This window comes from Spongorhabdus nitratireducens (genome assembly GCA_947387575.1).
In the GTDB taxonomy this organism is placed as follows: domain Bacteria; phylum Pseudomonadota; class Gammaproteobacteria; order Pseudomonadales; family Endozoicomonadaceae; genus CANDOC01.
This window is the reverse complement of sequence record CANDOC010000003.1, coordinates 34,435-57,297: the sequence shown is the minus strand read 5'-3', so window position 1 is coordinate 57,297 and position 22,863 is coordinate 34,435. Positions and strand designations below refer to the sequence as shown.

General features: G+C 51.8%; 23 protein-coding genes. 17 read left to right on the top strand and 6 right to left on the bottom strand.

Annotation, left to right across the window (positions count from 1 at the left end; all coding sequences use genetic code 11):
* Positions 1 to 25 precede the first annotated feature (25 nt).
* The 4 genes from tgt (at position 26) to secF (ending at position 4,570) form a co-directional block, all read left to right on the top strand.
* Positions 26 to 1,144 (top strand): tRNA guanosine(34) transglycosylase Tgt, encoded by a 1,119-nt coding sequence (gene tgt, locus ACYZZ0_RS06865; RefSeq protein ID WP_461536176.1) that lies wholly within the window; start codon positions 26 to 28, stop codon positions 1,142 to 1,144.
* Positions 1,145 to 1,342: 198 nt separating this feature from the next.
* Positions 1,343 to 1,681 carry a preprotein translocase subunit YajC gene (gene yajC / locus ACYZZ0_RS06860; RefSeq protein ID WP_461535858.1) on the top strand — a complete coding sequence of 113 codons (339 nt, stop codon included), beginning with the start codon at positions 1,343 to 1,345 and terminating at the stop codon, positions 1,679 to 1,681.
* A gap of 77 nt (positions 1,682 to 1,758) precedes the next feature.
* Entirely contained in the window at positions 1,759 to 3,627 is a 1,869-nt protein-coding gene (secD, locus tag ACYZZ0_RS06855) for a protein translocase subunit SecD (RefSeq protein ID WP_461535857.1), read from the top strand.
* Positions 3,628 to 3,637: 10 nt separating this feature from the next.
* Positions 3,638 to 4,570 (top strand): protein translocase subunit SecF, encoded by a 933-nt coding sequence (secF, locus tag ACYZZ0_RS06850; protein ID WP_461535856.1) that lies wholly within the window; start codon positions 3,638 to 3,640, stop codon positions 4,568 to 4,570.
* Between the two features lie 92 nt (positions 4,571 to 4,662).
* Here secF and ACYZZ0_RS06845 read toward each other — a convergent pair whose 3' ends face one another.
* From ACYZZ0_RS06845 to ACYZZ0_RS06825, 5 genes are all read right to left on the bottom strand, one after another.
* A complete protein-coding gene (locus ACYZZ0_RS06845) occupies positions 4,663 to 5,652 on the bottom strand; it encodes a hypothetical protein (protein WP_461535855.1) in 990 nt (329 codons plus the stop codon).
* A 106-nt stretch (positions 5,653 to 5,758) separates the two neighbouring features.
* Positions 5,759 to 8,053: a nitric-oxide reductase large subunit gene (locus ACYZZ0_RS06840; RefSeq protein ID WP_461535854.1), complete on the bottom strand. Its 2,295-nt coding sequence runs from the start codon at positions 8,051 to 8,053 to the stop codon at positions 5,759 to 5,761.
* Between the two features lie 108 nt (positions 8,054 to 8,161).
* Positions 8,162 to 8,809 (bottom strand): hypothetical protein, encoded by a 648-nt coding sequence (locus ACYZZ0_RS06835; RefSeq protein WP_461535853.1) that lies wholly within the window; start codon positions 8,807 to 8,809, stop codon positions 8,162 to 8,164.
* Between the two features lie 126 nt (positions 8,810 to 8,935).
* A complete protein-coding gene (locus tag ACYZZ0_RS06830; RefSeq protein ID WP_461535852.1) occupies positions 8,936 to 9,751 on the bottom strand; it encodes an inositol monophosphatase family protein in 816 nt (271 codons plus the stop codon).
* A gap of 117 nt (positions 9,752 to 9,868) precedes the next feature.
* On the bottom strand, positions 9,869 to 11,527 hold the full coding sequence (locus ACYZZ0_RS06825; RefSeq protein WP_461535851.1) for a DUF6931 family protein: 1,659 nt from the start codon (positions 11,525 to 11,527) through the stop codon (positions 9,869 to 9,871).
* A 98-nt stretch (positions 11,528 to 11,625) separates the two neighbouring features.
* Between ACYZZ0_RS06825 and trmJ the strand changes: the two genes are divergently transcribed.
* The 10 genes from trmJ to iscX all read left to right on the top strand — a co-directional run bounded on the left by trmJ (position 11,626) and on the right by iscX (position 19,233).
* Positions 11,626 to 12,381, top strand: a complete 756-nt coding sequence (gene trmJ, locus ACYZZ0_RS06820; protein ID WP_461535850.1) for a tRNA (cytosine(32)/uridine(32)-2'-O)-methyltransferase TrmJ — start codon at positions 11,626 to 11,628, stop codon at positions 12,379 to 12,381.
* Positions 12,382 to 12,432: 51 nt separating this feature from the next.
* Positions 12,433 to 13,230: a serine O-acetyltransferase gene (gene cysE / locus ACYZZ0_RS06815; protein WP_461535849.1), complete on the top strand. Its 798-nt coding sequence runs from the start codon at positions 12,433 to 12,435 to the stop codon at positions 13,228 to 13,230.
* A gap of 297 nt (positions 13,231 to 13,527) precedes the next feature.
* Complete coding sequence (iscR, locus tag ACYZZ0_RS06810; RefSeq protein WP_461535848.1) at positions 13,528 to 14,007, top strand: Fe-S cluster assembly transcriptional regulator IscR; 480 nt, start codon at positions 13,528 to 13,530, stop codon at positions 14,005 to 14,007.
* 106 nt (positions 14,008 to 14,113) lie between these two features.
* Complete coding sequence (locus ACYZZ0_RS06805; protein WP_461535847.1) at positions 14,114 to 15,328, top strand: IscS subfamily cysteine desulfurase; 1,215 nt, start codon at positions 14,114 to 14,116, stop codon at positions 15,326 to 15,328.
* A gap of 46 nt (positions 15,329 to 15,374) precedes the next feature.
* Positions 15,375 to 15,788 (top strand): Fe-S cluster assembly scaffold IscU, encoded by a 414-nt coding sequence (gene iscU / locus ACYZZ0_RS06800; RefSeq protein WP_461535846.1) that lies wholly within the window; start codon positions 15,375 to 15,377, stop codon positions 15,786 to 15,788.
* Positions 15,789 to 15,842: 54 nt separating this feature from the next.
* Positions 15,843 to 16,175, top strand: coding sequence for an iron-sulfur cluster assembly protein IscA (iscA, locus tag ACYZZ0_RS06795; protein WP_461535845.1), 333 nt, complete (start codon positions 15,843 to 15,845; stop codon positions 16,173 to 16,175).
* Positions 16,165 to 16,719, top strand: a complete 555-nt coding sequence (gene hscB, locus ACYZZ0_RS06790) for a co-chaperone HscB (protein ID WP_461535844.1) — start codon at positions 16,165 to 16,167, stop codon at positions 16,717 to 16,719. The genes iscA and hscB overlap by 11 nt, the downstream gene beginning before the upstream one ends.
* A gap of 55 nt (positions 16,720 to 16,774) precedes the next feature.
* Positions 16,775 to 18,646 carry a Fe-S protein assembly chaperone HscA gene (hscA, locus tag ACYZZ0_RS06785; RefSeq protein WP_461535843.1) on the top strand — a complete coding sequence of 624 codons (1,872 nt, stop codon included), beginning with the start codon at positions 16,775 to 16,777 and terminating at the stop codon, positions 18,644 to 18,646.
* Positions 18,647 to 18,651: 5 nt separating this feature from the next.
* The gene (gene fdx, locus ACYZZ0_RS06780; protein WP_461535842.1) at positions 18,652 to 18,990 is read left to right on the top strand and encodes an ISC system 2Fe-2S type ferredoxin; all 339 of its coding nucleotides are present in this window, start codon (positions 18,652 to 18,654) and stop codon (positions 18,988 to 18,990) included.
* Between the two features lie 42 nt (positions 18,991 to 19,032).
* Complete coding sequence (gene iscX, locus ACYZZ0_RS06775) at positions 19,033 to 19,233, top strand: Fe-S cluster assembly protein IscX (RefSeq protein WP_461535841.1); 201 nt, start codon at positions 19,033 to 19,035, stop codon at positions 19,231 to 19,233.
* 40 nt (positions 19,234 to 19,273) lie between these two features.
* Here the strand turns inward: iscX and ACYZZ0_RS06770 are convergent, their stop codons facing one another.
* A complete protein-coding gene (locus ACYZZ0_RS06770; RefSeq protein WP_461535840.1) occupies positions 19,274 to 20,236 on the bottom strand; it encodes a hypothetical protein in 963 nt (320 codons plus the stop codon).
* Between the two features lie 186 nt (positions 20,237 to 20,422).
* Here ACYZZ0_RS06770 and ACYZZ0_RS06765 point away from each other — a divergent pair, with 186 nt between their 5' ends.
* From ACYZZ0_RS06765 to ACYZZ0_RS06755, 3 genes are all read left to right on the top strand, one after another.
* Positions 20,423 to 20,851, top strand: a complete 429-nt coding sequence (locus ACYZZ0_RS06765) for a hypothetical protein (protein WP_461535839.1) — start codon at positions 20,423 to 20,425, stop codon at positions 20,849 to 20,851.
* Positions 20,852 to 20,963: 112 nt separating this feature from the next.
* Complete coding sequence (purE, locus tag ACYZZ0_RS06760) at positions 20,964 to 21,458, top strand: 5-(carboxyamino)imidazole ribonucleotide mutase (RefSeq protein ID WP_461535838.1); 495 nt, start codon at positions 20,964 to 20,966, stop codon at positions 21,456 to 21,458.
* Between the two features lie 150 nt (positions 21,459 to 21,608).
* Positions 21,609 to 22,685 (top strand): 5-(carboxyamino)imidazole ribonucleotide synthase, encoded by a 1,077-nt coding sequence (locus tag ACYZZ0_RS06755; RefSeq protein WP_461535837.1) that lies wholly within the window; start codon positions 21,609 to 21,611, stop codon positions 22,683 to 22,685.
* Positions 22,686 to 22,863: the final 178 nt, after the last annotated feature.

Here is a 22,863-nt window from a genome sequence, read left to right as displayed (position 1 = left end):
AGTCAGCATGCGTAACGAATGCTTCATGAAGTTCGACAAGCTGGGTGAAGACGGCATGGCCCGTCGTGGCCGGGTAACCTTTCCCCGTGGCACCGTCGAAACACCCTGCTTTATGCCGGTGGGAACCTACGGCACGGTAAAGGGCATGCTGCCCCGTGATATTCATGAGATCGGTGCAGAAATTATTCTGGGCAACACCTTTCACCTGATGCTGCGTCCGGGTACCCAGGTCATTCAGGAACACGGCACCCTGCACGACTTCAATGGCTGGGACAAGCCGATCCTGACTGACTCCGGCGGTTTCCAGGTATTCAGCCTGGGTGAGCTGCGCAAGATCACTGAAGAAGGTGTTTCCTTCCGTTCTCCGATTGATGGTGCCAAGGTCTTCATGAGCCCTGAATCCTCCATGCAGGTTCAGCGTGAGCTGGGTTCCGATATCGTCATGATCTTTGACGAATGTACGCCGGGTGATGCGGATCACGATCAGGCCCGTGAGTCAATGGAACTGTCTCTGCGCTGGGCCAAGCGCAGTCGTGAAGCTCACGCTGACAGCCCGTCTTCCCTGTTCGGTATTATCCAGGGCGGTATGTTTGAAGATCTGCGTGACCGCTCTATGGAAGGCCTGCTGGAAGTCGGCTTCGACGGTTATGCCATCGGTGGCCTGAGTGTGGGTGAGTCCAAGGAAGATATGATCCGTATTCTGGATCACACACCGCACCGTATTCCTGAAGAGTACCCGCGTTACCTGATGGGCGTTGGCAAGCCGGAAGATATTGTTGAAGCCGTGCGCCGTGGTGTGGATATGTTCGACTGCGTCATGCCGACCCGTAATGCCCGCAACGGCCATCTGTTCACTGATCAGGGCGTAATCAAGATCCGTAATGCGGTACATCGTCATGCTGAAGTACCGCTGGAAGACAACTGCGACTGCTACACCTGCCGCAACTTTACCCGTGCTTATCTGCACCACTTGGACAAGTGTAATGAGATTCTGGGCTCCATGCTCAACACCATTCACAACCTGCGTTACTACCAGCGACTGATGGCCGGTTTGCGAGGTGCTATCGAACAGGGTAAATTGAACAGTTTTGTAGAGAACTTCTATCGCATGCGCGGAGAAGTGACTCCGGAAATGCGCGGTTAAGGCTTTAGCCGGGTATTTCGGGTACAAGGAAAGGTACTGACAAGTACCACAGGTACAAAAAAGTATTACAGTTGTGGTTGTCTGAGCATCAAACCGGGATAAGGGGCGATGTCTGGTGCAATGGTTGGTAAGCGGAACCTTTGCACCAGTTTCGGGTCATGACTTTTAATCGTTGCTTATTCTTCAGGAGTGAGAAGCATGCTTTCGTTAATTCCCGCGGCCCACGCCGCCGATGCAGCGCAGGTGGCCGGTCCAAGTATGGTTGGTCAGCTGCTGATGCTGGGCGGTTTTGTTCTGATTTTCTGGCTGCTGATCTGGCGCCCCCAGAGCAAGCGTGCCAAGGAACATAAAAACCTGCTGGAAGGCCTGTCCAAGGGGGATGAAGTGGTAACCACCGGTGGTATCCTCGGTAAGGTAACCAATGTCAGCGAAGGTTATATTACCCTGCAGGTTGCCGACAATATTGAGCTGAACTTCCAGAAAGCTTCTATTGGTGCTGCCCTGCCGAAGGGTACTATCAAGAACGCTTTCAAGTGATAGAGTGCCGGCCGGTTCATTAATGAACCGGCCGGTTTATATGGACTTACAGGAACTCTGACAGGAACAACGGCCTTATGCTAAACCGTTATCCTCTGTGGAAATACCTGCTGATTCTGTTCGTAGTCGCAGTTGGTATTCTCTACGCGTTGCCCAACCTTTATCCTGATGATCCTGCCGTTCAGATTTCCGGTGGCAGTGCTTCCACTCCGGTGGACAGTGCGGTACTTAACCGTGCCGTCAAAGCGCTCGAAGCGGCAAATATCGACGTCAAGGCATCAGAAGAACAGGATCGCGGTTTGCTGATTCGCGTCAAGCGGGCAGACCAGCAGCAGCGTGCGCGCAGCGTGATCAAGGACAAACTGGGAGACGAATATGTTGTCGCCCTGAACCTTGCACCAACCACGCCGGACTGGCTGACATCCCTTGGTGCTTACCCCATGAAGCTGGGTCTGGACCTGAGCGGCGGCGTACACTTCCTGCTGGAAGTTGATACCGATCGCGCCGTGGCGACCCGTCTCGAAGTCTACAATGGTGAAATTCGTACCCTGCTGCGTAAAGAGAAGCTGCGCTACCGCACTGCTCCGAATTCAGCAGACGGCAAGCGTCAGCTCATGTTCGCAGATGCTGCCATTCGGGAACAGGCGGAAAAGAAAATCGCCAAGGAATTCCCCGACCTGTTGATTGAAAATCGTGATGTCGGCGACAAATTCCTGCTGGTTTATGGCTTCAATGAGCAGCGCATCAAGGAAATTGAAGACTATGCCGTCAAGCAGAACCTGACCACTGTCCGCAACCGGGTTAACGAACTGGGTGTGTCCGAGCCACTGGTTCAGCGTCAGGGTCGCAACAGTATTGTGGTCGAACTGCCGGGTGTGCAGGACACCGCTGAAGCCAAGCGTATTCTGGGTAAGACTGCCAACCTTGAGTTCCGTCTGGAAGCGGCATCCGATGCCTCTCGTACCAGTACTGAAACTTTCGGTTTCCGGAATAACCCGAGCTATACCGCCCAGCTTGAGCGTGATGTGATTCTGACTGGTGACCAGGTTTCCAATGCCCAGTCCAACTTTGATACTGAATCCGGCCAGCCGCAGGTAAGTATCAGTCTGGATAGTCGTGGTGGTCAGATGATCAACCGCGCGACCCGCTACAACGTTGGTCGCCGTATGGCCGTGCTGTATATCGAGCAGAAACCGGTAACCCGGATCAAGACCGAAATGGTCGACGGTCAGCCGGTGAAAGTGAAGGTGCAGGGCTTCAAGGAAGAGAAGAGCATTATCAGTCTGGCGACCATTCAGAGTGCGCTGGGTAACCAGTTCCGGATTACCGGTCTGGACTCGTCCCGTGAATCTTCCGAGCTGGCTCTGCTGCTGCGCTCCGGTTCTCTGGCTGCACCGATGTACTTTGCTGAAGAACGTACCATCGGCCCGAGCCTGGGTGCAGACAATATCCAGAAGGGTGTTATCTCCACGATTGTGGGTATGGCCTTTGTGTTGCTGTTCATGGTCATCGTTTACAAGGTGTTTGGTCTTTTCGCCAATGTTGCACTGGTATTGAACCTTGTACTGTTGCTCGCAGCCATGTCGATGCTTTCTGCAACGCTGACTCTGCCGGGTATTGCCGGTATCGTTCTGACACTGGGTATGGCGGTCGACGCCAACGTGCTGATCTTCTCCCGTATCAAGGAAGAGATTAAGAAAGGGCTGTCGGTTCAGCGTGCAATCCATGAGGGTTATGACCGGGCGTTTGTTTCTATCTTTGACGCCAACATCACTACCCTGCTGGTGGGTATCATTCTGTACGCTGTGGGTACCGGGCCGGTCAAAGGCTTTGCGGTAACCCTGTCACTGGGTATTGTGACTTCCATGTTTACAGCAATCGTCGGCACCCGGGCGCTGGTGAACCTGATGTACGGTGGTCGCAAACTGGACAAGATTCGGATCTGAGGTGGCATCAATGGCAACGCCTGAAACCATTAACGGAGTCAGAATCTTTGACTTCATGAAGATCCGCCGACTGGCGGGTATGCTTTCGATCATCCTGGTACTGGGTTCACTGGTTACTCTGGGTGTGAAGGGCATTAACTGGGGACTGGACTTCACAGGTGGTACGCTGGTCGAGCTGCGTTATGATCGTGCTGCTGACATCAGTGAAGTGCGTGACCAGCTGAGAGCGGCCGGGTACACAGATGCTGTCGTGCAGGAATACGGTTCTGCCAGTGATGTGCTGGTACGTATTCCGGGTGATGAGCCGACGCTGGGTGACAAGGTCGCCAGAATGCTGGATAACGCCTATGAAGGCGATGTAGAAACCAAGCGGGTTGAGTTTGTGGGTCCCCAGGTTGGTGAGCGTCTGCGTGAACAGGGCGGACTGGGCATGCTGCTGGCACTGGCTGTTGTGATGGTTTACATCGCATTCCGGTTCCAGTTCAAGTTCTCTGTGGGTTCTGTAGCCGCTCTGGCACACGACAGTATTATCGTGCTGGGTGCTTTCTCGCTGTTTGAGCTGCAGTTTGACCTGACAGTACTGGCGGCGATTCTCGCGGTTATCGGTTACTCCCTGAACGATACCATTATCGTGTATGACCGTGTGCGTGAGAACTTCCGCAAGGTGCGTGACACCAATGCGGTAGAGATTATTAATATCTCCCTGAGTCAGACCCTGGGTCGTACGCTGGCAACCTCCGGTACAACCTTGTTTGTACTGTTGTCACTGTACATTCTCGGTGGCGAGATGATTCACGGCTTCTCTACTGCACTGCTGATCGGTATTGGTGTGGGTACCTACTCCTCTATCTATATCGCATCCAACCTGCTGCTGGTACAGAACATCTCTCGTGATGATCTGATCGTGCCGGTGAAAGAAGGTGAAGTAGACGAGATGCCCTGATCTTTCGGTTGGTTCAACAAGCAACCAAAGATTGAAAAAGGCCGTTATCTGAAAAGATAACGGCCTTTTTTTTATCAGGATTGAAAAGCGATTCAAGGTAGTCGGTGGCGCAGGGACTCAGGCAGACTCGCAGTTACACACGCTCTTGCTTTATGCCAGAACGCTGAAAGCAGCAGCAGGGCGCTACCGATAATGACGCCGGTAATAGCCAGGCTGTAGCTGATAAAACCATATTCCTTGAACAGTCCGGACAGCGCATAAAGTACATAAGCCAGTGATGACACCATAAAGGCCCGGCGATCGATAACCAGTGATATCAGCGTCATCAGAATATAAAGCAAAACCACAATCAACATATTCAGCAGGCTTTCGTCTCCGCCCAGAATACCGAGGTTGCTGAAAACAGGGTGTACCAGCAGTGGTGCGGCCAGCAGATGCAGCCAGAATGCGACATCGGAGCGACGTGTGGTCCGTTCCTTATCAGAAAGGTCCCAGGACATTGCAATAATAAATGCGACCAGACCCGCTGCCAGCAACATAGGTTCTATCCAGCTGAGTGCTGATTCCCGAAATTCTGCAAAGATAAGGGATGTCACAAAACCGATTGCAGCCGCAGTGCCTGCTGCCACGGTAATTGGCACCTGGAATCGTTTCCAGTGAAGCAGAGTGGCGATAACGGTAACCAGAGATGCTGCAATTGCAGAATGTTCGATTTCTGCCGGATAGAAATCCATAACGGCAAAAAAGACACCGGCTACAAAGGTGACTAGCAAAACGATGGCCGGTAGTGCCATTCTGCGTTTTTTAACAAAAAACTCTGATAATCCCCAGGACAGAACAGCAAGTATTGTCATTGCAATACCGTCACTGATATCCCGGGTGGCATAGACACTTGAAGACAGCAGCAGAAGGCAGGCGATGACAACAAAAATATCGTTAAAGCCGGAAAGCAGGCGAAAGTTCTCTTCGTCCACTGCAGACACCCGACGGTGCTGGCTGATAAAGTGCCGAAATTCCGACACCTGTTCAGCCGAAAATATGCCGTTGTCTGTTGCCCTGTTCAGGTCTTCATCGGTGTACATTGACTCTCCTTGCCATTATTCGCAAAACCCAAAATTGATGTTGTTCTGAGTCTTAATATACCAGAGGGTTTGCTGGAGCACCGGAACGATGCTCCAGCAAACCAGGTTAGCCTTCAGGCTTACGAAGTTTAAGGTAGCCCAGACAGCTGGCAATGGTAATCGGTACCACGCCAAACAGAATAAATACAACATCCCCGGGAAGGCGTAGCCACTCATAAAGTCGGGCCAGATCCTGTCCCGTATACTCAAGGCTGCGGGCGTGCCAGTAACCGTGATCAAGTACATCCAGCAGCTGCATAACTCCGGCAGGAAACAGACTGAGAAACAGCATTAAGGCCAGTCCGATATTCAGTCCCCAGAATGAGGTGCGGATATATTTTTCCAGCTCACCCCAGGTTTTATCTGAAGACACCTGACGTAAACAGAACACCATCAAGCCGAGAGCCAGCATGCCAAAGACGCCCATCATGGCAGCATGACCGTGATTCGGGGTCAGCTGGGTTCCCATTTCGTAATAACTCACAATGGGAAGATTGATCAGAAAGCCAAAAACGCCGGCCCCGACAAAGTTCCAGAATCCAACCCCCATTAAAAAGAAAAATGTCCATTTATGCGGGATATATTCCGGTTGCCCGGAAGCCTGACTTTTCTGTCGAGTGATTTTGACAAAGTCCCAGGCATCGAGAGTTATCAAGGTCAGAGGAACAACTTCCAGTGCCGAGAACACAGCACTGAAAGCCATATTCATATTGGTGTGGCCGGTAAAATACCAGTGGTGACCGGTACCAATCAGGCCGCCGCCAAAATAAAGAATGGCATCCAGATAGATTACCCGGGTTGCAGTGACACGGCGAACTACGCCCAGACGATAAAGAATAACGGCAACCAGTACGGTTACAAACAGTTCAAAAAAGCCTTCAACCCACAGGTGAATAATCCAGAATCGCCAGGTATCAACAATGGAGTAGTGAGTCTGACCATCGAAAAACATGGCCGGTAAATAAAAGACAGGAATTGCCAGGGCTGACAGGATAAACAGAATGCTCATTTCCTTGTGTTTTTTATCCTGCAGGGAAGGTGCAACGGCTCTGAAAACCAGAAAGAACCAGAACAACAAACCGATAGCCAGCAGAATTTGCCAGAATCGACCGAGTTCAAGATATTCCCAGCCCTGATGACCAAACCAGAACCAGCTGTCGGGCAGCCATTGAGATATTCCGGCCCATTCACCCAGCAGGCTGCCGACGACGACAGCAACCAATGCCCAGAATAACAAGTGAGTAAAGCCTTTCTGTAGTGGTGGCTCATGTTTACCGAGGGCGGGTGCCAGAAACAGAGCGCCAGCGACGTATGCTGTGGCGATCCAGAAAATAGCCAGCTGCAGGTGCCAGGTCCGAAGAATGTGGCTGGGGAAAACGTCGGAAATATCAAAGCCGTAAAAGCTGGCAGGATCGGCGCGATAATGAGCCGTCGCTCCGCCGATAACCGTCTGGGCAAGGAACAGTAGTCCGACAATGGCAAAGTATTTTAAGAGTGCTCGCTGACTTTCAGTTACAGGGCCGGGCATTAATCCGGGAAAGGTATGGTTATTGTCTTCGGTGCCGCTCCAGCCAAGGTAATCGAATTTACCGAACGCCAGCAGGACGGTGCCAATGCCTCCCAGCAAGAAGACCAGGCTAATGGCACTCCACAACAACGCATGTCCGGTTGGCAGGTTACCTACGCTCGGGTCATAGGGGAAGTTGTTGGTGTAGGAGTAATTCTCTCCTGGGCGGTTGGCAACTGAGGCCCAGGCTGTCCAGGCAAAGAAAGCAACGAGCTGTCGCATCTCTTCCGGATCCTGCACATAGCCTGCCGGCAGGCCACCATTGTTTGCAGGGTGAGCAAAGTAGTTGCGCCACCATTCCATTTGTAGCAGGAATGACTCAACTTCTGGAACCGTCAGATAAAGTACCCTGCGGGAGGGATCGTAGCGATTGGTTTTCAGGGTCGTGATCACTGCCGCATCAACCAGAGCCTGCTCACTTTGATTCAAGTGCTTCTGGTTCCTGCCAAATTCTGCTCTGGCAATAAAGTCCTGCGCAGTTTCAGAAAGATTATGCAGATACTGTGCGGAAAAATCGGGACCAAGATAGGCACCATGTCCCCAGATTGTTCCGTTATCCATCAGGCCATGTTTGAGAAATACCTCCTGCCCGGCAGAGATATCCTTGCCGGAGAACAGCACCTCTCCGGAGGGTGTCACCGCAAACTCGGGGATAGGCGGGGCATCCTGGTGAACTTTGAAAGTGATAACACCAAGAATGCTGAAGCCGAGCAGCATGACCAGCAGCAAGGCTATACGCCAGCGGTTAAAGTTGACGGTATCTTCTGATTCTGAGTGCGCCTGATGGTTTGTCATGGGGGAACCTGACAGGAGTTGGCGGGAAGACGGTAGATCGTGTTGGATTAACCAGCCAAGCATATGCAAGGTTGGTAATTACGCAAATTTTGCCTTGGAAAATGTTTATTATGTTGTGCGCTCGTACCGACGCCAGTTGCTTGGCAGATGGTTCACAATAATCTGGCTTCTGTCGTCAATTAGCGGAGGGAATGAGTCGATGCCGGTTTCTGTATCCAGCATTTTCCTGCGTTCATGGTTCCAGTGTTTGAGGGTGCTGTTAAGGATTGTCGGATAGTGGGTGGCAGGGCAGACGACATTTATCCACGGATCGGTAATCACAACTTCACGGCCCAGTGAGGGAAGGCCACTTTCCAGTCTAATCTGGCCATGCCCCCAGTTGATCTCCGGGTAGTTATAACCGGCAGTACAATGAACACCATCGTCACTGATGATAATGATATAAACCGGATTCGGTGCTTTTTGATTATAAAGGTACTGACAGGCAAGTAGGGACAGGCTGCGGCACTCTCCGGTTCCACAGGCTTTGATGAGGTCGCAGGTGGTTGTGAAATGTTTTTCCGATTTGAAAAATGACTCACCTTTCTTCTGCTGGTTTTCAAAAATTTCGATTGAGGCTTTCAGGCGGGCGGTTTTTTCACGTGTTTTGGAGCGATCAAGCCATTCATCATGAGAGAGGATGTTGGCAGCACCTTTAGGCAGGGTGTAGAACTCGACATAGTGGTTGGCACACATGCCAAAGCTGAAGTCAGGCATAAACAGGGCTCACAAAGATGCCTGTAATCGGGGTAAGCTACTTCAGAATAGAGAAGGGAATTATCAGAATCAGATATTCCCGCCACTAAAAGCGGGAATATCTGATTAAAGGCCGTTACGCGAAGATCAGTGTTTCATGCCTTCGTTTACAAACGGCTGGATGTTCTGCAGCATGGCCTTGAAGCACTTCGGCGCGCCACAGATAATCTGACCGGATTCCAGGAAGTTGTGACCGCCCTGGAAGTCGGAGACCAGACCGCCGGCTTCAGTGACCAGCAGACTGCCCGCAGCCATATCCCACTGACTCAGACCAAATTCCCAGAACGCATCGTAGCGACCGGCAGCCACGTAGGCCAGGTCCAGAGAAGCAGCACCGGCACGGCGAATACCTGCAGTCGGGCCGATGACTGTACGCAGCATGTTGAAGTAGTTTTCCACATGGCCCAGCTGGGACTGACGGAACGGGAAACCGGTACCGATCAGCGCACCGTCCAGGCTCTTGCGACGGGAAACGCGAATTCGGCGACCGTTCATAGCTGCACCGTGACCACGGCTGGCGGTGAATTCTTCACGACGGATCGGATCCAGCACAACAGCGTGCTCCACCCGGCCCTTATACAGGCAGGCGATGGAGATAGCAAAGTGAGGCATTCCGTGGATAAAGTTGGTGGTGCCATCGAGCGGATCGATGACCCATGTGTAGTCGCTACCTTCGGCTGTGCCAGCCTTGTAGCCGCTTTCTTCGCCATAGAACCCGTGGTTCGGGTAGGCCTTGCTGAGAGACTGGATAATCTTGTATTCGGATGTACGGTCAACTTCGGTTACGAAGTCGTTAACATCCTTGGATTTGATGAGAAGGTTATCCCGCTCATCAAAGGCGGTTGCAATATAATCGCCGGCAATGCGCGCAGCGCGCAGTGCCATGTTCAACATTGGCTGCATGGTGCTAGGCTCGAAAGCTATGGTGTTAAAGAACGTTGTGAGGGTAAACGAGCATTATATCTCACGAATGGCTGCCTCGGATACTGCAGCTAATACGGATTTGTAATTTAGTTGAAATTAAAGGGTGCCGCTTGTCCCCTCATCATTGTTTTCTGACCCTTCTCCTTCTTCATGATCTGGTTCCAGAGTGATCAGGTCTTCGTCGGGATTTGAAATTGTGCCGGGAGAAGTTGGCTGCTCAAATCCAGTATGAATTGTTGACTCCATCCCGGATACCTCTGTTGTGGTATAAGCCGGGGGCGGCTCAGTATGTCGGGATTCAGGTTGCAATATTGCTTCCGAGTATGTGGGAGGAAAATCATTCCCGGTGATGGTTTCATTGTCTGGAATTGGAGGTTTGTCAGGAACAGGTGTGGGCGTGGTATCAGAAATGCCCTCTGACTCCTGATAAGTCGGCAGTCCATCACGCTCAGGTGCTGGTGGTGCTGAAGCGCCGGATAGTTCGTCAGTGACTGCGGTCATGGAGGTGTCTGATGCTACTTCCCTGCGGCTGTTATAGTGACGGATGCCAGAGATGCCCATTGTGCGATAGGTGCGTGACCGTGAGCGCTGGCGATTCAGCATAACCAGTGTGGCAGTGCCTATCAGGGCAGTTGCCAGCAAACCTGCACAGCTGGCTGCGGGTGACATCATGCCGAAGCCTCCCATAAAAGGTGAATATCCCATTCCCCCCATGCCAAACCCGCCTGCCATCATCGGGTTATACCCCATTCCTCCCATACCAAATCCACCGCCCATCATCGGGTTATACCCCATTCCTCCCATACCAAATCCGCCGCCCATCATCGGGCTGTAACCCATCCCGCCCATGCCTCCCATACCAAGGCCACCTGCTGGTGGACCATAACCCATACCCGGCATGCCGGCTCCCATTCCAGTGCCCAGGTTCATATCACCGTCCAGCGTGCCGTAGCCGCGGCGGCTGAACTCACCGTTGGTCTGGCCGTTCACTATCTGGTCTGCCAGGGTATTTGCCTGTTCATAGCTCATTCGATGTCCCCGGCCGCCAATCACATTGCCGTAATCATCGGTCACAACGCCGCCACGTCCCCGGTGCAGATCTCTGGCAATCTTGTCCCTGTACTCCTGTAGATCACGCCAGTAACGTTCCGGGTCATTTCGGTACCTAAAGGAGTTCGGATCAGGTGCATTGCTGTCACGGCTATCGCCAAACATCCGGTTGAGGGCGCTATCGAAGCGGATATCAGATGGATCTCTGGACTGCCAGCGAGGGCGGTAATGTAGCCGCGAACCACTCATACCCATTGGTGGGCCGTAACCACTTAACCCTCCATATCCAAACTGAGGCCCCATTCCCCAGGCATACCCTCCGGCCTGACCTATCATCCCGACCGGTGATGTGCTGGAGACCGATGACATGCGGGAGCGCATAACCGTATAGCGTCTTCGGCTTGGGCGGGTTGCCCAGCTATTGGCGCTTTGCAGCGCCTGCTGCTCATTCGGGGACCATTGGAATCCGGACTGCTGCATACTGCTTGTAGCCCAGCGAATACCCTGTCTTGGTGGCAAGGCATGAGACATAAAGGTGATATTGTCTTCATCCCGACCGTTGCGCATTAAAGCCTTGCTGTAGCCAACGGGTGTCATTCCCGGTTTGAGCAGAGCTTTGGTCTCAGGGGAGGGTTGATAGCGCCGGGTGACTTGCCGTGCTGATGGTTTTTCAACGGCAGTATAGGGTGGTGGCTTGTCAGGCATTTATCTATTCCTGTATAGCCCTTTGATTCTAGCCGTTGTCAAGGCTTTCCATGATGCAGTAGACTCCGCCGTTTAGGCTTTTCAGGAAGTCCCTTCCGGTGTTGGACTCAACGCGAATCGTTCTGGTTAAACCTTCTCATCCCGGCAATATCGGTGCGGTTGCCCGTGCCATGAAAACCATGGGGTTATCTCATCTGGTTATGGTCGAGCCGGATAACTTTCCTTCGGATGAAGCTTTTGCCCGCTCCAGTGGTGCGAAAGATGTGCTGGAGAATGCAACTATCTGTAGCACCGTGGAGGAAGCGCTGGAAGGGTGTGGCCTGGTCATCGGCACAAGTGCCCGTAACCGCAAGATTCCTCGCCCGTTGTTGAATCCACGCACCTGCGCCGAAACCATTTCAGAAAAAGGGCTGCCGGCAGCGATTATGTTTGGGCGTGAGCGGACGGGGCTGACCAACGATGAGCTGGAGCGATGTCACTACCATGTGCACATTCCGACCAATGCCGAGTACAGCTCGCTGAATCTTGGTGCTGCAGTGCAGGTGCTCTGTTATGAGCTCCGGATGGCCAGTCTGGCCGCAGGTGAAGTGGAAAACAATGCTGTGGTAAAGACTGCAGATATTGCTTCGGCCGAAGCGGTGGAAGGCTATTTCAGTCATCTGGAGCAAACTTTGGTTGAGATTGATTTTCTTAACCCCGATAACCCGGGCAAGCTGATGAACAAGTTGCGTCGTTTATATATGCGGGCCGGGCTGGAAACCAATGAGTTGTCGATTCTGCGCGGTATCTTGTCTGATACCCAGCGAACCATACGGCTAGCGGCAGCTAAAGAAGTGGTTAAAAACGAAAAGTAAAGCGAGTGCCGGTTTGCCGGCACTCAGCTCATGAAGCGGGTGGGATACTTCATGTTTGAGCGAACACGGGAAGATATTGCCAGTGTCTTTGATCGGGACCCGGCGGCACGTAACTGGTTTGAAGTGCTGACGAATTACCCCGGACTGCATGCGCTGTTATTGCATCGACTGGCACATGGCTTATGGAAAAGAGGCTTTAAATGGCTGGCCAGAACCCTGTCGACATTCAGTCGCTGGCTGACCGGGGTTGAAATTCATCCCGGTGCAACCATCGGACGGCGTTTCTTTATTGACCACGGTATGGGCGTGGTGATTGGTGAGACGGCCGAGATTGGCAACGATGTAACTCTTTATCAGGGTGTTACCCTGGGTGGCACCAGTTGGAACAAAGGCAAGCGACATCCGACTATTGGCGATAATGTTGTGGTTGGTGCTGGAGCCAAAATTCTGGGGCCTTTTGAGGTGGGTGCCAATGCCAAGGTCGGTTCCAATGCGGTGGTGACGAAAGAAGTTCCCGCGGGAGCAACCGTTGTCGGCATTCCTGGCCGGATTATCAAAAAGGTCAGCAAGGAAGAAGATCAGCGTCGCAAGGTAATGGCCGCCAAGATCGGATTCGATGCCTATGGTGTCAGCAAGGATATGCCGGACCCGGTAGCTGAGGCTTTTGACAAGCTGCTGGATCACATGCACGCCGTTGACTTCAAGATTGAGCAGATGTGCTCAGCCATGCAGGAACTGGGTAGCTGCAATCCGGGGCAGGAGCTGCCGGAGCTTCGTGATGAAGACTTCGACAGCCTGAAAGACTGTGATGGATCAGAAAAAGATCAAGGAAAAGAAAAGGTTAGCTAACGCTACGGGCTGTAAATAGCTAGTTGTTATTTTCCGAAGCGTTTATCAAAATCTTGTGTTATAATCGCGCCGCCTCTGATACCTCTGCCAAGAGGTGGCGCATCCCTTCGGGTTTTATTGAATTCCCCGCCTGTACTCTGCAATCCCGCCTGTCTGCCCGATATGAATAATAGTTGACTGTTTTGGTCAGGTATTTCATAATTTTGCATAGATTCCCGTATTTCTGTCCGGCAAGGGGCTGTAGAAGGCAGATGCAGGAGATCCCGATTATTGACGGATGAGGCCACTAGCTGAAATATGCGCCTGACAACAAAAGGTCGATATGCTGTAACTGCAATGCTGGATCTGGCGCTTCATGCGAGCTCAGGCCCGGTTGCTCTGGCTGATATTTCCCTGCGTCAGGGTATTTCCCTTTCTTACCTGGAACAGCTGTTCTCACGTCTGCGTCGCAGTGATCTGGTGTGCAGTATCCGTGGTCCGGGTGGTGGTTACCGTCTGAGCCGGGATGTGAAAGAGATTTATGTTGCCCAGGTCATCGATGCCGTTAATGAATCGGTTGATGCAACCCGGTGTCATGGTGAAGGTGGATGCCAGAAGGGGGATATCTGCCTGACTCATCACCTGTGGTGTGATCTGAGTGACCAGATCCACGCGTTTTTGAGCGGGATCAGTCTGGCAGACCTGGTCGCCAGAAGAGAAGTGCAGGATGTTGCTACGCGCCAGGACAACCGGGTGCAGCACGAACAACATATTATTGACGCCGAGCGCATTGCCTGAAGCTGTGCCGGTCTGACCAAGAAACAAACAGAAAATACCGTCTGCTCCTGAATAACCGATGTGACGGCATTTTCAAAATAGAGCCTGATTGTGGGAGATGTATAGAATGAAGTGTCCGATCTACCTGGATTATTCAGCAACAACTCCGGTGGATCCCCGTGTTGCCAAGGCGATGGCGGACTGCCTGACGCTGGATGGCAATTTCGGTAATCCTGCTTCACGTTCCCACTTGTTCGGTTGGAAAGCCGAAGAAGCGGTAGAAAACGCCCGTCGTCAGGTTGCGGAGCTGATTAACGCTGATCCGCGTGAAATTGTCTGGACTTCCGGTGCGACCGAGTCGGATAACCTGGCTATTAAGGGTGCTGCTCACTTCTACCAGAAGAAAGGCAAGCACATTATTACCTCCCGTATTGAACATAAGGCGGTACTGGATACCTGTCGTCAGCTGGAGCGGGAAGGTTTTGAAGTAACCTATCTGGATCCGGACAGTGACGGCATTATTCAGCCGAAAGCTGTAGAAGAAGCGATCCGCGAAGACACCACTGTCGTTTCCCTGATGCACGTTAACAATGAAATTGGCGTTGTTAACGATATCAAGGCAATCGGTGAGTTGACCCGCCCACGTAAAATTATCTTCCACGTGGATGCCGCCCAGAGTGCCGGCAAGCTGGATATCAACCTGGAAGAACTGAAGGTCGACATGATGTCCTTCAGTGCCCACAAGATTTATGGCCCGAAAGGCATTGGTGCCCTGTATGTTCGCCGCAAGCCGCGGGTACGTCTGGAAGCCCAGATGCACGGCGGTGGTCATGAGCGTGGTATGCGTTCCGGTACCCTGCCGACTCACCAGATTGTCGGTATGGGTGAAGCATTCCGTCTGGCTAAAGAAGAAATGCATGACGAGCATGCCCGGGTTCTGGCCCTGCGTAACCGCTTCTGGAATCGTATCCAGGATATGGAACAGGTGTTCATCAATGGCAGCCTGGAACACCGTGTCGTTGGTAACCTGAACGTCAGCATGAACTTCGTGGAAGGCGAGTCGCTGATTATGGCGCTGAAAGATCTGGCTGTTTCTTCCGGATCTGCCTGTACTTCTGCCAGCCTGGAGCCCAGCTATGTACTGCGTGCGCTGGGTCTGAATGATGAGCTGGCTCACAGTTCCCTGCGTTTCTCTTTCGGTCGCTTTACTACAGAAGAAGAAGTCGACTTTGCCGCAGAGAAACTGCGCGATGCGGTCACCAAACTGAGAGAACTGTCTCCGCTGTGGGATATGTACAAGGATGGTGTCGATCTGAGCAAGGTTGAGTGGGTAGCCCACTGATAAAGAGATTTTCAGCCGGGCATGGCCCGGCTGTGGAGGTGTCAAAATGGCTTACAGTGAAAAAGTAATCGATCATTACGAAAACCCCCGTAATGTGGGCAAAATGGATGCTGCTGATCCTCACGTTGGTACCGGTATGGTCGGTGCGCCTGCGTGTGGTGACGTAATGCGACTGCAAATCAAGGTAAACGATGAAGGTGTGATCGAAGACGCACTGTTCAAAACCTACGGCTGCGGTTCTGCAATTGCTTCCAGCTCACTGGCAACCGAGTGGATGAAAGGCCGCACCCTGGATGAGGCAGCCGAAATCCGCAATACCGATATTGCTGAAGAACTGGAGCTGCCTCCGGTTAAAATCCACTGCTCGGTACTGGCCGAAGATGCGATCAAGGCAGCGATTGCTGACTATCGTGGCAAAGGTGATGGTGCAGAGAGTCAGGAAGCCGCCGGCGCAGCATAAGTCGCCGGCACGATATGGCCCTGACAAGGGCTTCGTGTATTACAGGATGCATGCATGACAGCAGCAATCAGCATGACAGAAGCCGCAGCTAGTCACGTCAAGCGGCAGTTGGAACAGCGTGGTCGTGGTCTGGGTATTCGCCTGGGCGTTCGTACTTCCGGTTGCTCCGGTATGGCTTATGTACTGGAATTTGTTGATGATCTTCAGCCTGAAGATCAGCAGTTCGAATACTTCGGTGCCAACGTTATTATCGACCCCAAGAGTCTGGCCTACCTGGACGGTACCGAGCTTGATTTTGTAAAGGAAGGCCTGAACGAAGGCTTCCGTTTCAATAATCCTAATGTCACCAGTGAATGCGGTTGCGGTGAAAGCTTTAATGTCGGCTGATACGGTAAATTTCGAGGCCAGTTATTTCGAGCTGTTTGAAATACCGGTCAGTTTTCAGGTAGAGCGTTCGCAGCTGGATCGTCGTTATCACGATCTGCAGAAAGTAGTTCACCCTGATCGTTTTGCGGCAGCAGATGATGCGGAAAAACGACTGGCGGTTCAGTACGCGGCACGCATCAATGAAGCCTATGACACTCTGAAGTCTCCGCTGAAACGGGCAGACTACCTGCTGGCTCTGAAAGGAGTCGAAGTCGGGGCCGAAACCAATACCGTCATGGATCCGGCGTTCCTGATGGAGCAGATGGAGTTGCGTGACGAATTGTCCGAGCTGGCATCACAGCCAGACCCGGAAGCGGCTGTCGACAGTTTCAGACGGGGCGTGTCCAAATCCCTCCGTCAGTATCAGACAACATTTGGTGAACATCTGGCAGACGGTTCTGAGAGTGCGCTGCACAAGGCAGCTGAACTGGTCAGAAAGATGCACTTCCTGGAAAAGCTGGATGCAGAAGCGTCAGCACTGGAAGAGCGACTGCTGGATTACTGATATCGCCATTTTACGTTTCCTGCCCATTTCACCAAAAAGCATAGAGCGGTAGCACATGGCCTTGCTGCAGATATCCGAACCGGGATTGAGCCCGGAACCCCACGCCCGCAAGCGCGCTGTAGGCATTGACCTGGGAACCACCAACTCTCTGGTCGCCACAGTTCGGGAGCAGGGAGCTGAAACCTTGCCGGATCTTGCCGGCCGCCATATTCTGCCGTCTATTGTTCATTATGGTGAAGAGCATCAGATTCTGGTGGGACACGATGCCCGGGCGCGGGTAACCGAAGATCCATTGAATACCCTTATTTCTGTCAAGCGCCTGATGGGGCGTGGCAAGGCTGATGTGCATACGCTTGATGGCGTGATGCCCTATAACTTTGCTGATAAAGAAGGCATGGCGGCGATTCAAACCCGCCAGGGTGCAGTGAGTCCTGTTGAAGCCTCCGCTTCGATTCTCAAAGAACTGAGCGACCGGGCACAGGAAACACTGGGTGGAAGCCTTGTGGGTGCCGTTATTACCGTGCCGGCCTATTTTGATGACTCCCAGCGTCAGGCAACCCGTGATGCTGCCCGACTGGCAGGCATCAATGTGCTGCGCTTACTGAACGAGCCGACTGCTGCAGCGGTGGCCTACGGACTGGATCAGGCCGAAGAAGGCGTTATTGCTGTCTATGATCTGGGTGGCGGTACTTTTGATATCTCTGTGCTGCGCATCAGCAAGGGTGTATTCGAAGTGCTGGCAACCGGCGGTGATACTGCGCTGGGCGGAGATGACTTTGACCAGGCTGTTGTTGGCTGGGTGCTGGAGCAGGCCGGTGTTGCTGCAAACACTCTGAATGCTTCTGAACTGCGTCAGTTGAGCTTGAGCGGCTGTGCTGCAAAAGAAGCGCTGACGACTGCTGAAACAGCAGAAATACTGTTCAGGGAAAAAAGTTATACCCTGTCTCGTGACAGCTTTAATGAACTGGTTGATCCTCTTGTTGATCGCACATTAAAGGCTTGTCGTCGTGCATTGCGTGATGCCGGCTTGCGTGCAGATGATGTTGGCGAGGTGGTAATGGTCGGTGGTTCCACCCGTGTACCAAGGGTGCGTGAGCGTGTAACCGAACTGCTGGGCCGCAAGCCGCATGTCGATATTGACCCGGATCGGGTAGTGGCTATTGGTGCAGCCATGCAGGCTGATATTCTGGCCGGTAACAAGCCTGCCGATGAAATGCTGCTGCTGGATGTTATTCCTCTGTCGCTTGGTCTTGAAACCATGGGCGGACTGATGGAAAAGGTTATTCATCGTAATACCACTATTCCAGTTGCCCGCGCCCAGGAGTTTACTACCTTCAAGGATGGCCAGACGGCGATGTCCATCCATGTGCTGCAGGGCGAGCGAGAACTGATCCAGGATAACCGTTCGCTGGCGCGTTTCAGCCTGCGCGGTATTCCTCCCATGCCGGCGGGTGCTGCTAAAATCCGGGTAACTTTCCAGGTTGATGCCGATGGCTTGCTGAGTGTTCGGGCTCAGGAACTGTCCAGCGGAATTGAAAGTGAAGTTCAGGTTAAACCATCATACGGTCTTACTGATGGTGAAATTACCCGTATGCTGCAGGAGTCCTATACCCATGCAGTAGACGATAAAGACCTGCGCGCTCTGCGTGAGCAGCAGGTTGAAGCAGACCGGATTCTTGACGCTCTGAACGTGGCTTTGGAAGCGGATGGTAAAGCGTTGCTTTCAGAACAGGAATTCAATGGTCTGCTGGCAGAGGCAGAAAAGCTGCAACTGGCACGCAACGGCTCTGATGCCGGGGCGATCAAGCAGGCAATTGATGCTACAAGCAAAGCCAGTGACTTTTTTGCCGCTCGTCGTATGAATAGCAAAATCAAGACAGCCTTGTCCGGGCATTCAGTGAATGAGTTTGAGAATAAGGCGGAGTAAATTCAGTGCCTAAAATAGTATTTTTGCCTCATGAAGAGCTTTGTCCTGAAGGTGATGTGGTTGAGGTCGAGGCTGGTGTCACTGTGTTGGATGCGGCCTTGAAGCAAGGCATTGATATTGAGCATGCCTGTGAAAAATCCTGTGCCTGCACAACCTGTCATATTGTCGTGCGTGAAGGTTTTGACTCACTGGAAGAGCCGGATGAGCTGGAAGAAGACATGCTGGATAAAGCCTGGGGGCTGGAGCCTGAGTCACGACTGAGCTGTCAGGCTATTGTCGAGGATAAGGATCTGGTGGTTGAAATTCCCCGTTACACCATTAACCAGGTGTCCGAGCGGCATTAAGAGCAATAAGGCGTTGCAAGCGCCGGAAGTGAGGTAGTAAAGATGAGTCTGAAATGGGTGGATGTTCAGGATATCGCCATTGAGCTCTCTGAAGCCTATCCGGATACCGATCCGCGTTATGTTAACTTTCTGGACCTGCGCAACTGGGTAATGGGTCTGGATGATTTTGATGATGACCCAGAACGTTGCGGTGAAAAAATCCTTGAAGCAATCCAGATGGCCTGGATTGAAGAAATGGATTAAGGGTGAGATATAAAAAGGGTTGCAAAATTGCAGCCCTTTTTTACGAAGCACCTTTCTTTAAGGCTCTAAGAAAAGTTTTCTTTGCCAGTGCTATCAGTTCCTGATCGTACCCCCCATCGCGTAATGCTGTGGTCAGTTTCGTTAGTACTTCAGGACTGCGCTGCTTTTTGATAAGGGAAATTGCATCTTCGCGTTTTCCTTGCTCCAGTAAAGACCTGATTGTCCATAACGCAGGACTTTTTTCTGGTCGTCGTGCCTCTGATCCTCTTGGAATGGATTTTCTGGTAGGGCCGGATTCCTGTCGTGCATGACTGATAATGAGCTTCAACTCTTCAATTTGAAGTCTCATAAGAGATATTTTTGGGTTTTCCGGGTCAGAACTTTTCAGTCTGGTTATTCTTCGCTGCAAGTAATCAATCTGGTCCTCTATATCATCTGGAGAGGTTCCGTTAACCACGGCATACACCATAAACTGCTCGTCGGTTATTTTTTCTGCTTCCTCAATTGCCGCGTTGAGTGGTGCTGAGTGTTGATGTGTACAGTCCTTGCGTAAGTCCTCGCAAAGCTGTTCGAAGTTATCAATGCGTTTTTTCTCGTTGCTGCGGGTTGTCAGGTCGTTGAGGCGCTGTGATATCAGTAGTTCAACAACGTCTGATTTCTGGTCAGCATAAAGTAAGTCCAGTGCCAGCTTGCGCAACTCTTGTTTTTGCAGAGTGCGGGCCGGAACATGATGCTCCTGCGGGGGCTCTTCAGAGAAGCGTGCTTGCTTCCTCTGTTTCTTTCGTGTCTGTCCCTTACGTTTGAGAATAGGCTTGGGTTCACTTTTGCTGGAATGAGCATCAGCTTGAGTTGAAGCAACGGATGCCTCTCCCTTAGCTGGAGTTACAGAGCTGAGAGTGGGGTGTTTTCCAGTAGGTGGGGCGTCAGTAGAGTGATCTTCTGGTAGCTGTGGAGTGTATTCAGCCCCTGACGGGTGTACATCCCCTGGTATTTTGCCTGACATAATAAGAGTGCATCCTTGCAGTATAAATGTAATTTTAGCTGACTATCGAAAGCATATGCGTCAATAGAAAAGAATGCTGTTAGCTGTCTATCAGCACTATTGCTATTTTTGTGATTAACCTTCGCATACCCCTTTCATATGCTGTGGCGATACACTCAGGACTTCATTCTCGTCTCTGTGTGAGCTATGAAAACCTTGATTCTTATCGCTCTGGCTACAGCTTATTCCTATGGTATCTCGGCGGGTGGAGCCAAGTTCAGCCGTGAAATTGAAGTCATCTGTGGTATTCAGATTGATGATGCCCTGGGTGAGCTGTTTTTCAATGATACTGTCAGCAAAGAAAAAGAAGATCTGGCGGGTTTCAGTCTCAGTACCAACGCCGAGCATCAAACTGTTCAGGTCAGTATCAGTAGTCTAAGAACCTCCGTTCCCGGACTGCAGCAGAGTGATATCTTTCTGACCGTCACAGATCTGGTGGTAGCAGCCAACAAGTTCAAAAATCTGGCGCTGATGTCCGGCAGCCATAGTCTGAAAGTACGGGCTGACAGGGAACGAAGGGATGTACCCGCTGGAACACATGAGGTGGAGCTGGTACTGGACGTCGCTTGCATCTGATTGGCGTGCAATAAGATCGGTCATATCCCTGTGCTATCTTCTTTAGGATGGGGTACTGCTCTAAGTGGCAAGCCAAACCCTGTCCCCTCAAGAATAAGGAATTATCAGGAATATGACTGCTCTCGTTGGAATCATAATGGGCTCGAAAAGTGACTGGCCTACCATGCAATTTGCAGCTGACATGCTTGAAGGGCTGGGCGTTGAATATGAGGTCAAGGTGGTATCTGCCCATCGTACTCCTGATCTGCTGTTTGAATATGCCGAAGCTGCTGTATCCAGAGGCCTGAAAGTCATTATTGCCGGCGCAGGCGGTGCGGCACATTTACCTGGCATGGTTGCTGCAAAAACCTCTCTTCCTGTACTTGGGGTGCCGGTCAAATCCCGGGCTTTGAACGGACTGGACTCATTGCTGTCTATTGCTCAGATGCCAGGCGGGGTAGCTGTGGGAACATTGGCTATTGGTGATGCCGGGGCTAAAAATGCAGGATTGCTGGCAGCGCAGATACTAGCCACCTCTGATACAGATTTGCTATCCCGGATTGATGACTTCAGGGCGCAACAGCAGGCGACTGTGCTGGCTCAACCTGATCCACGCATCGAAAGCTGAATAGTCTCTGTCTGGGTCTGACTGGCCTAATTGGTCTGACAGACCTGATAACCTGATATAAGCCTGGCTCGATATAAGCTGAAGTCAGCTTACCTGTTAATTCTTTCAGAACGTTCTCCGAACTGATTTAAAGAAAAGGCAGCCTGATTCATGAAAATTGGTGTTTTGGGTAATGGACAGCTAGGTCAAATGCTGGAACAAAGCGTTACTGACCTGACCGATATCGAGATCAGTCTTTATGATCTGAGAGCGCATGATGACGCGCTGTTGGCAGAATTTTTGAAAGAGGCAGATATTGTCACTTTTGAAACAGAAAATATCCCGGATCATATTGTTAGTCTGGTTGAGCCGGTCAAAGATAAAACCCTTCCTGGTATTGATGCCCTGAAAACCTTTCAGAACCGTTTGCTGGAAAAACGGGCGCTGCGCAATGCCGGTATTGCGACTGCAGATTTTGCGGCAGTCACTTCCCTTGATGAACTGGAGCAGGCGGTTGATAGTCTGGGCCTGCCTGTTGTGCTTAAAACAACAACAGCAGGGTATGACGGCAAGGGGCAGTTCCTGATTCGAAGCAGGCAGGATGTCGAGAAGGCATGGCAGGCTATCGGTGGACGGGAACTGATTGCCGAGGCTTTTGTGCCCTTTGTACGGGAAACATCCATTATTGCCAGCCGTGACCGTCAGGGGCATATGGTTATATGGCCTATGACTGACAATATGCATCATCGCGGTATGCTGCGCTATTCCCTCTATCCAGCGCAGGGGCTATCACAGCAAAAAATGGCGTTGGCGGAGCAGTATATTCGCAGTCTGGCAGAGCATTTTGATTATGTCGGCACGATTACTCTTGAGCTGTTTGAAACCGCTGATGGCCTGATAGCCAATGAAGTTGCCCCCAGAGTTCATAACTCCGGGCACTGGTCGATCGAGGGGGCTGAGGCGAGCCAGTTCCGTAATCATATTCTGGCTTTGGCGGGTCAAAAGCTGGAGCCTGCAGCAGCGATATATCCGGCTGTAGCCATGCTCAATGTTATCGGTGATGAGCAACCGGCTGTAATAGCTGACGGCCGGAAGAATGTTTATCGCCATTCCTATGGTAAGGAAGCCAGACCCGAACGCAAGCTTGGGCATATCACGATTGTGGCAGATAGCGTGGAGCAGCGGGACCTGGCAGTAGCGCAGCTGGCTGTGGTGATACCGGCAGAAATTCGTGATCAGGTTATGTAAAAAGAACGTGATGGACAGCATCGAATAACCGGTTATTCCGGTTTCTACCACCTTATTTACCTGCAGGTTTTACAATAAGCTACGCCCGGCTTTCCCGTTCCGTTGTGGCAAGCCAGTACTGCCTTCCCCGTTTACGGGCAGTTTGTCATGTTTTTGTATAGGTGTATTTACCGAATAA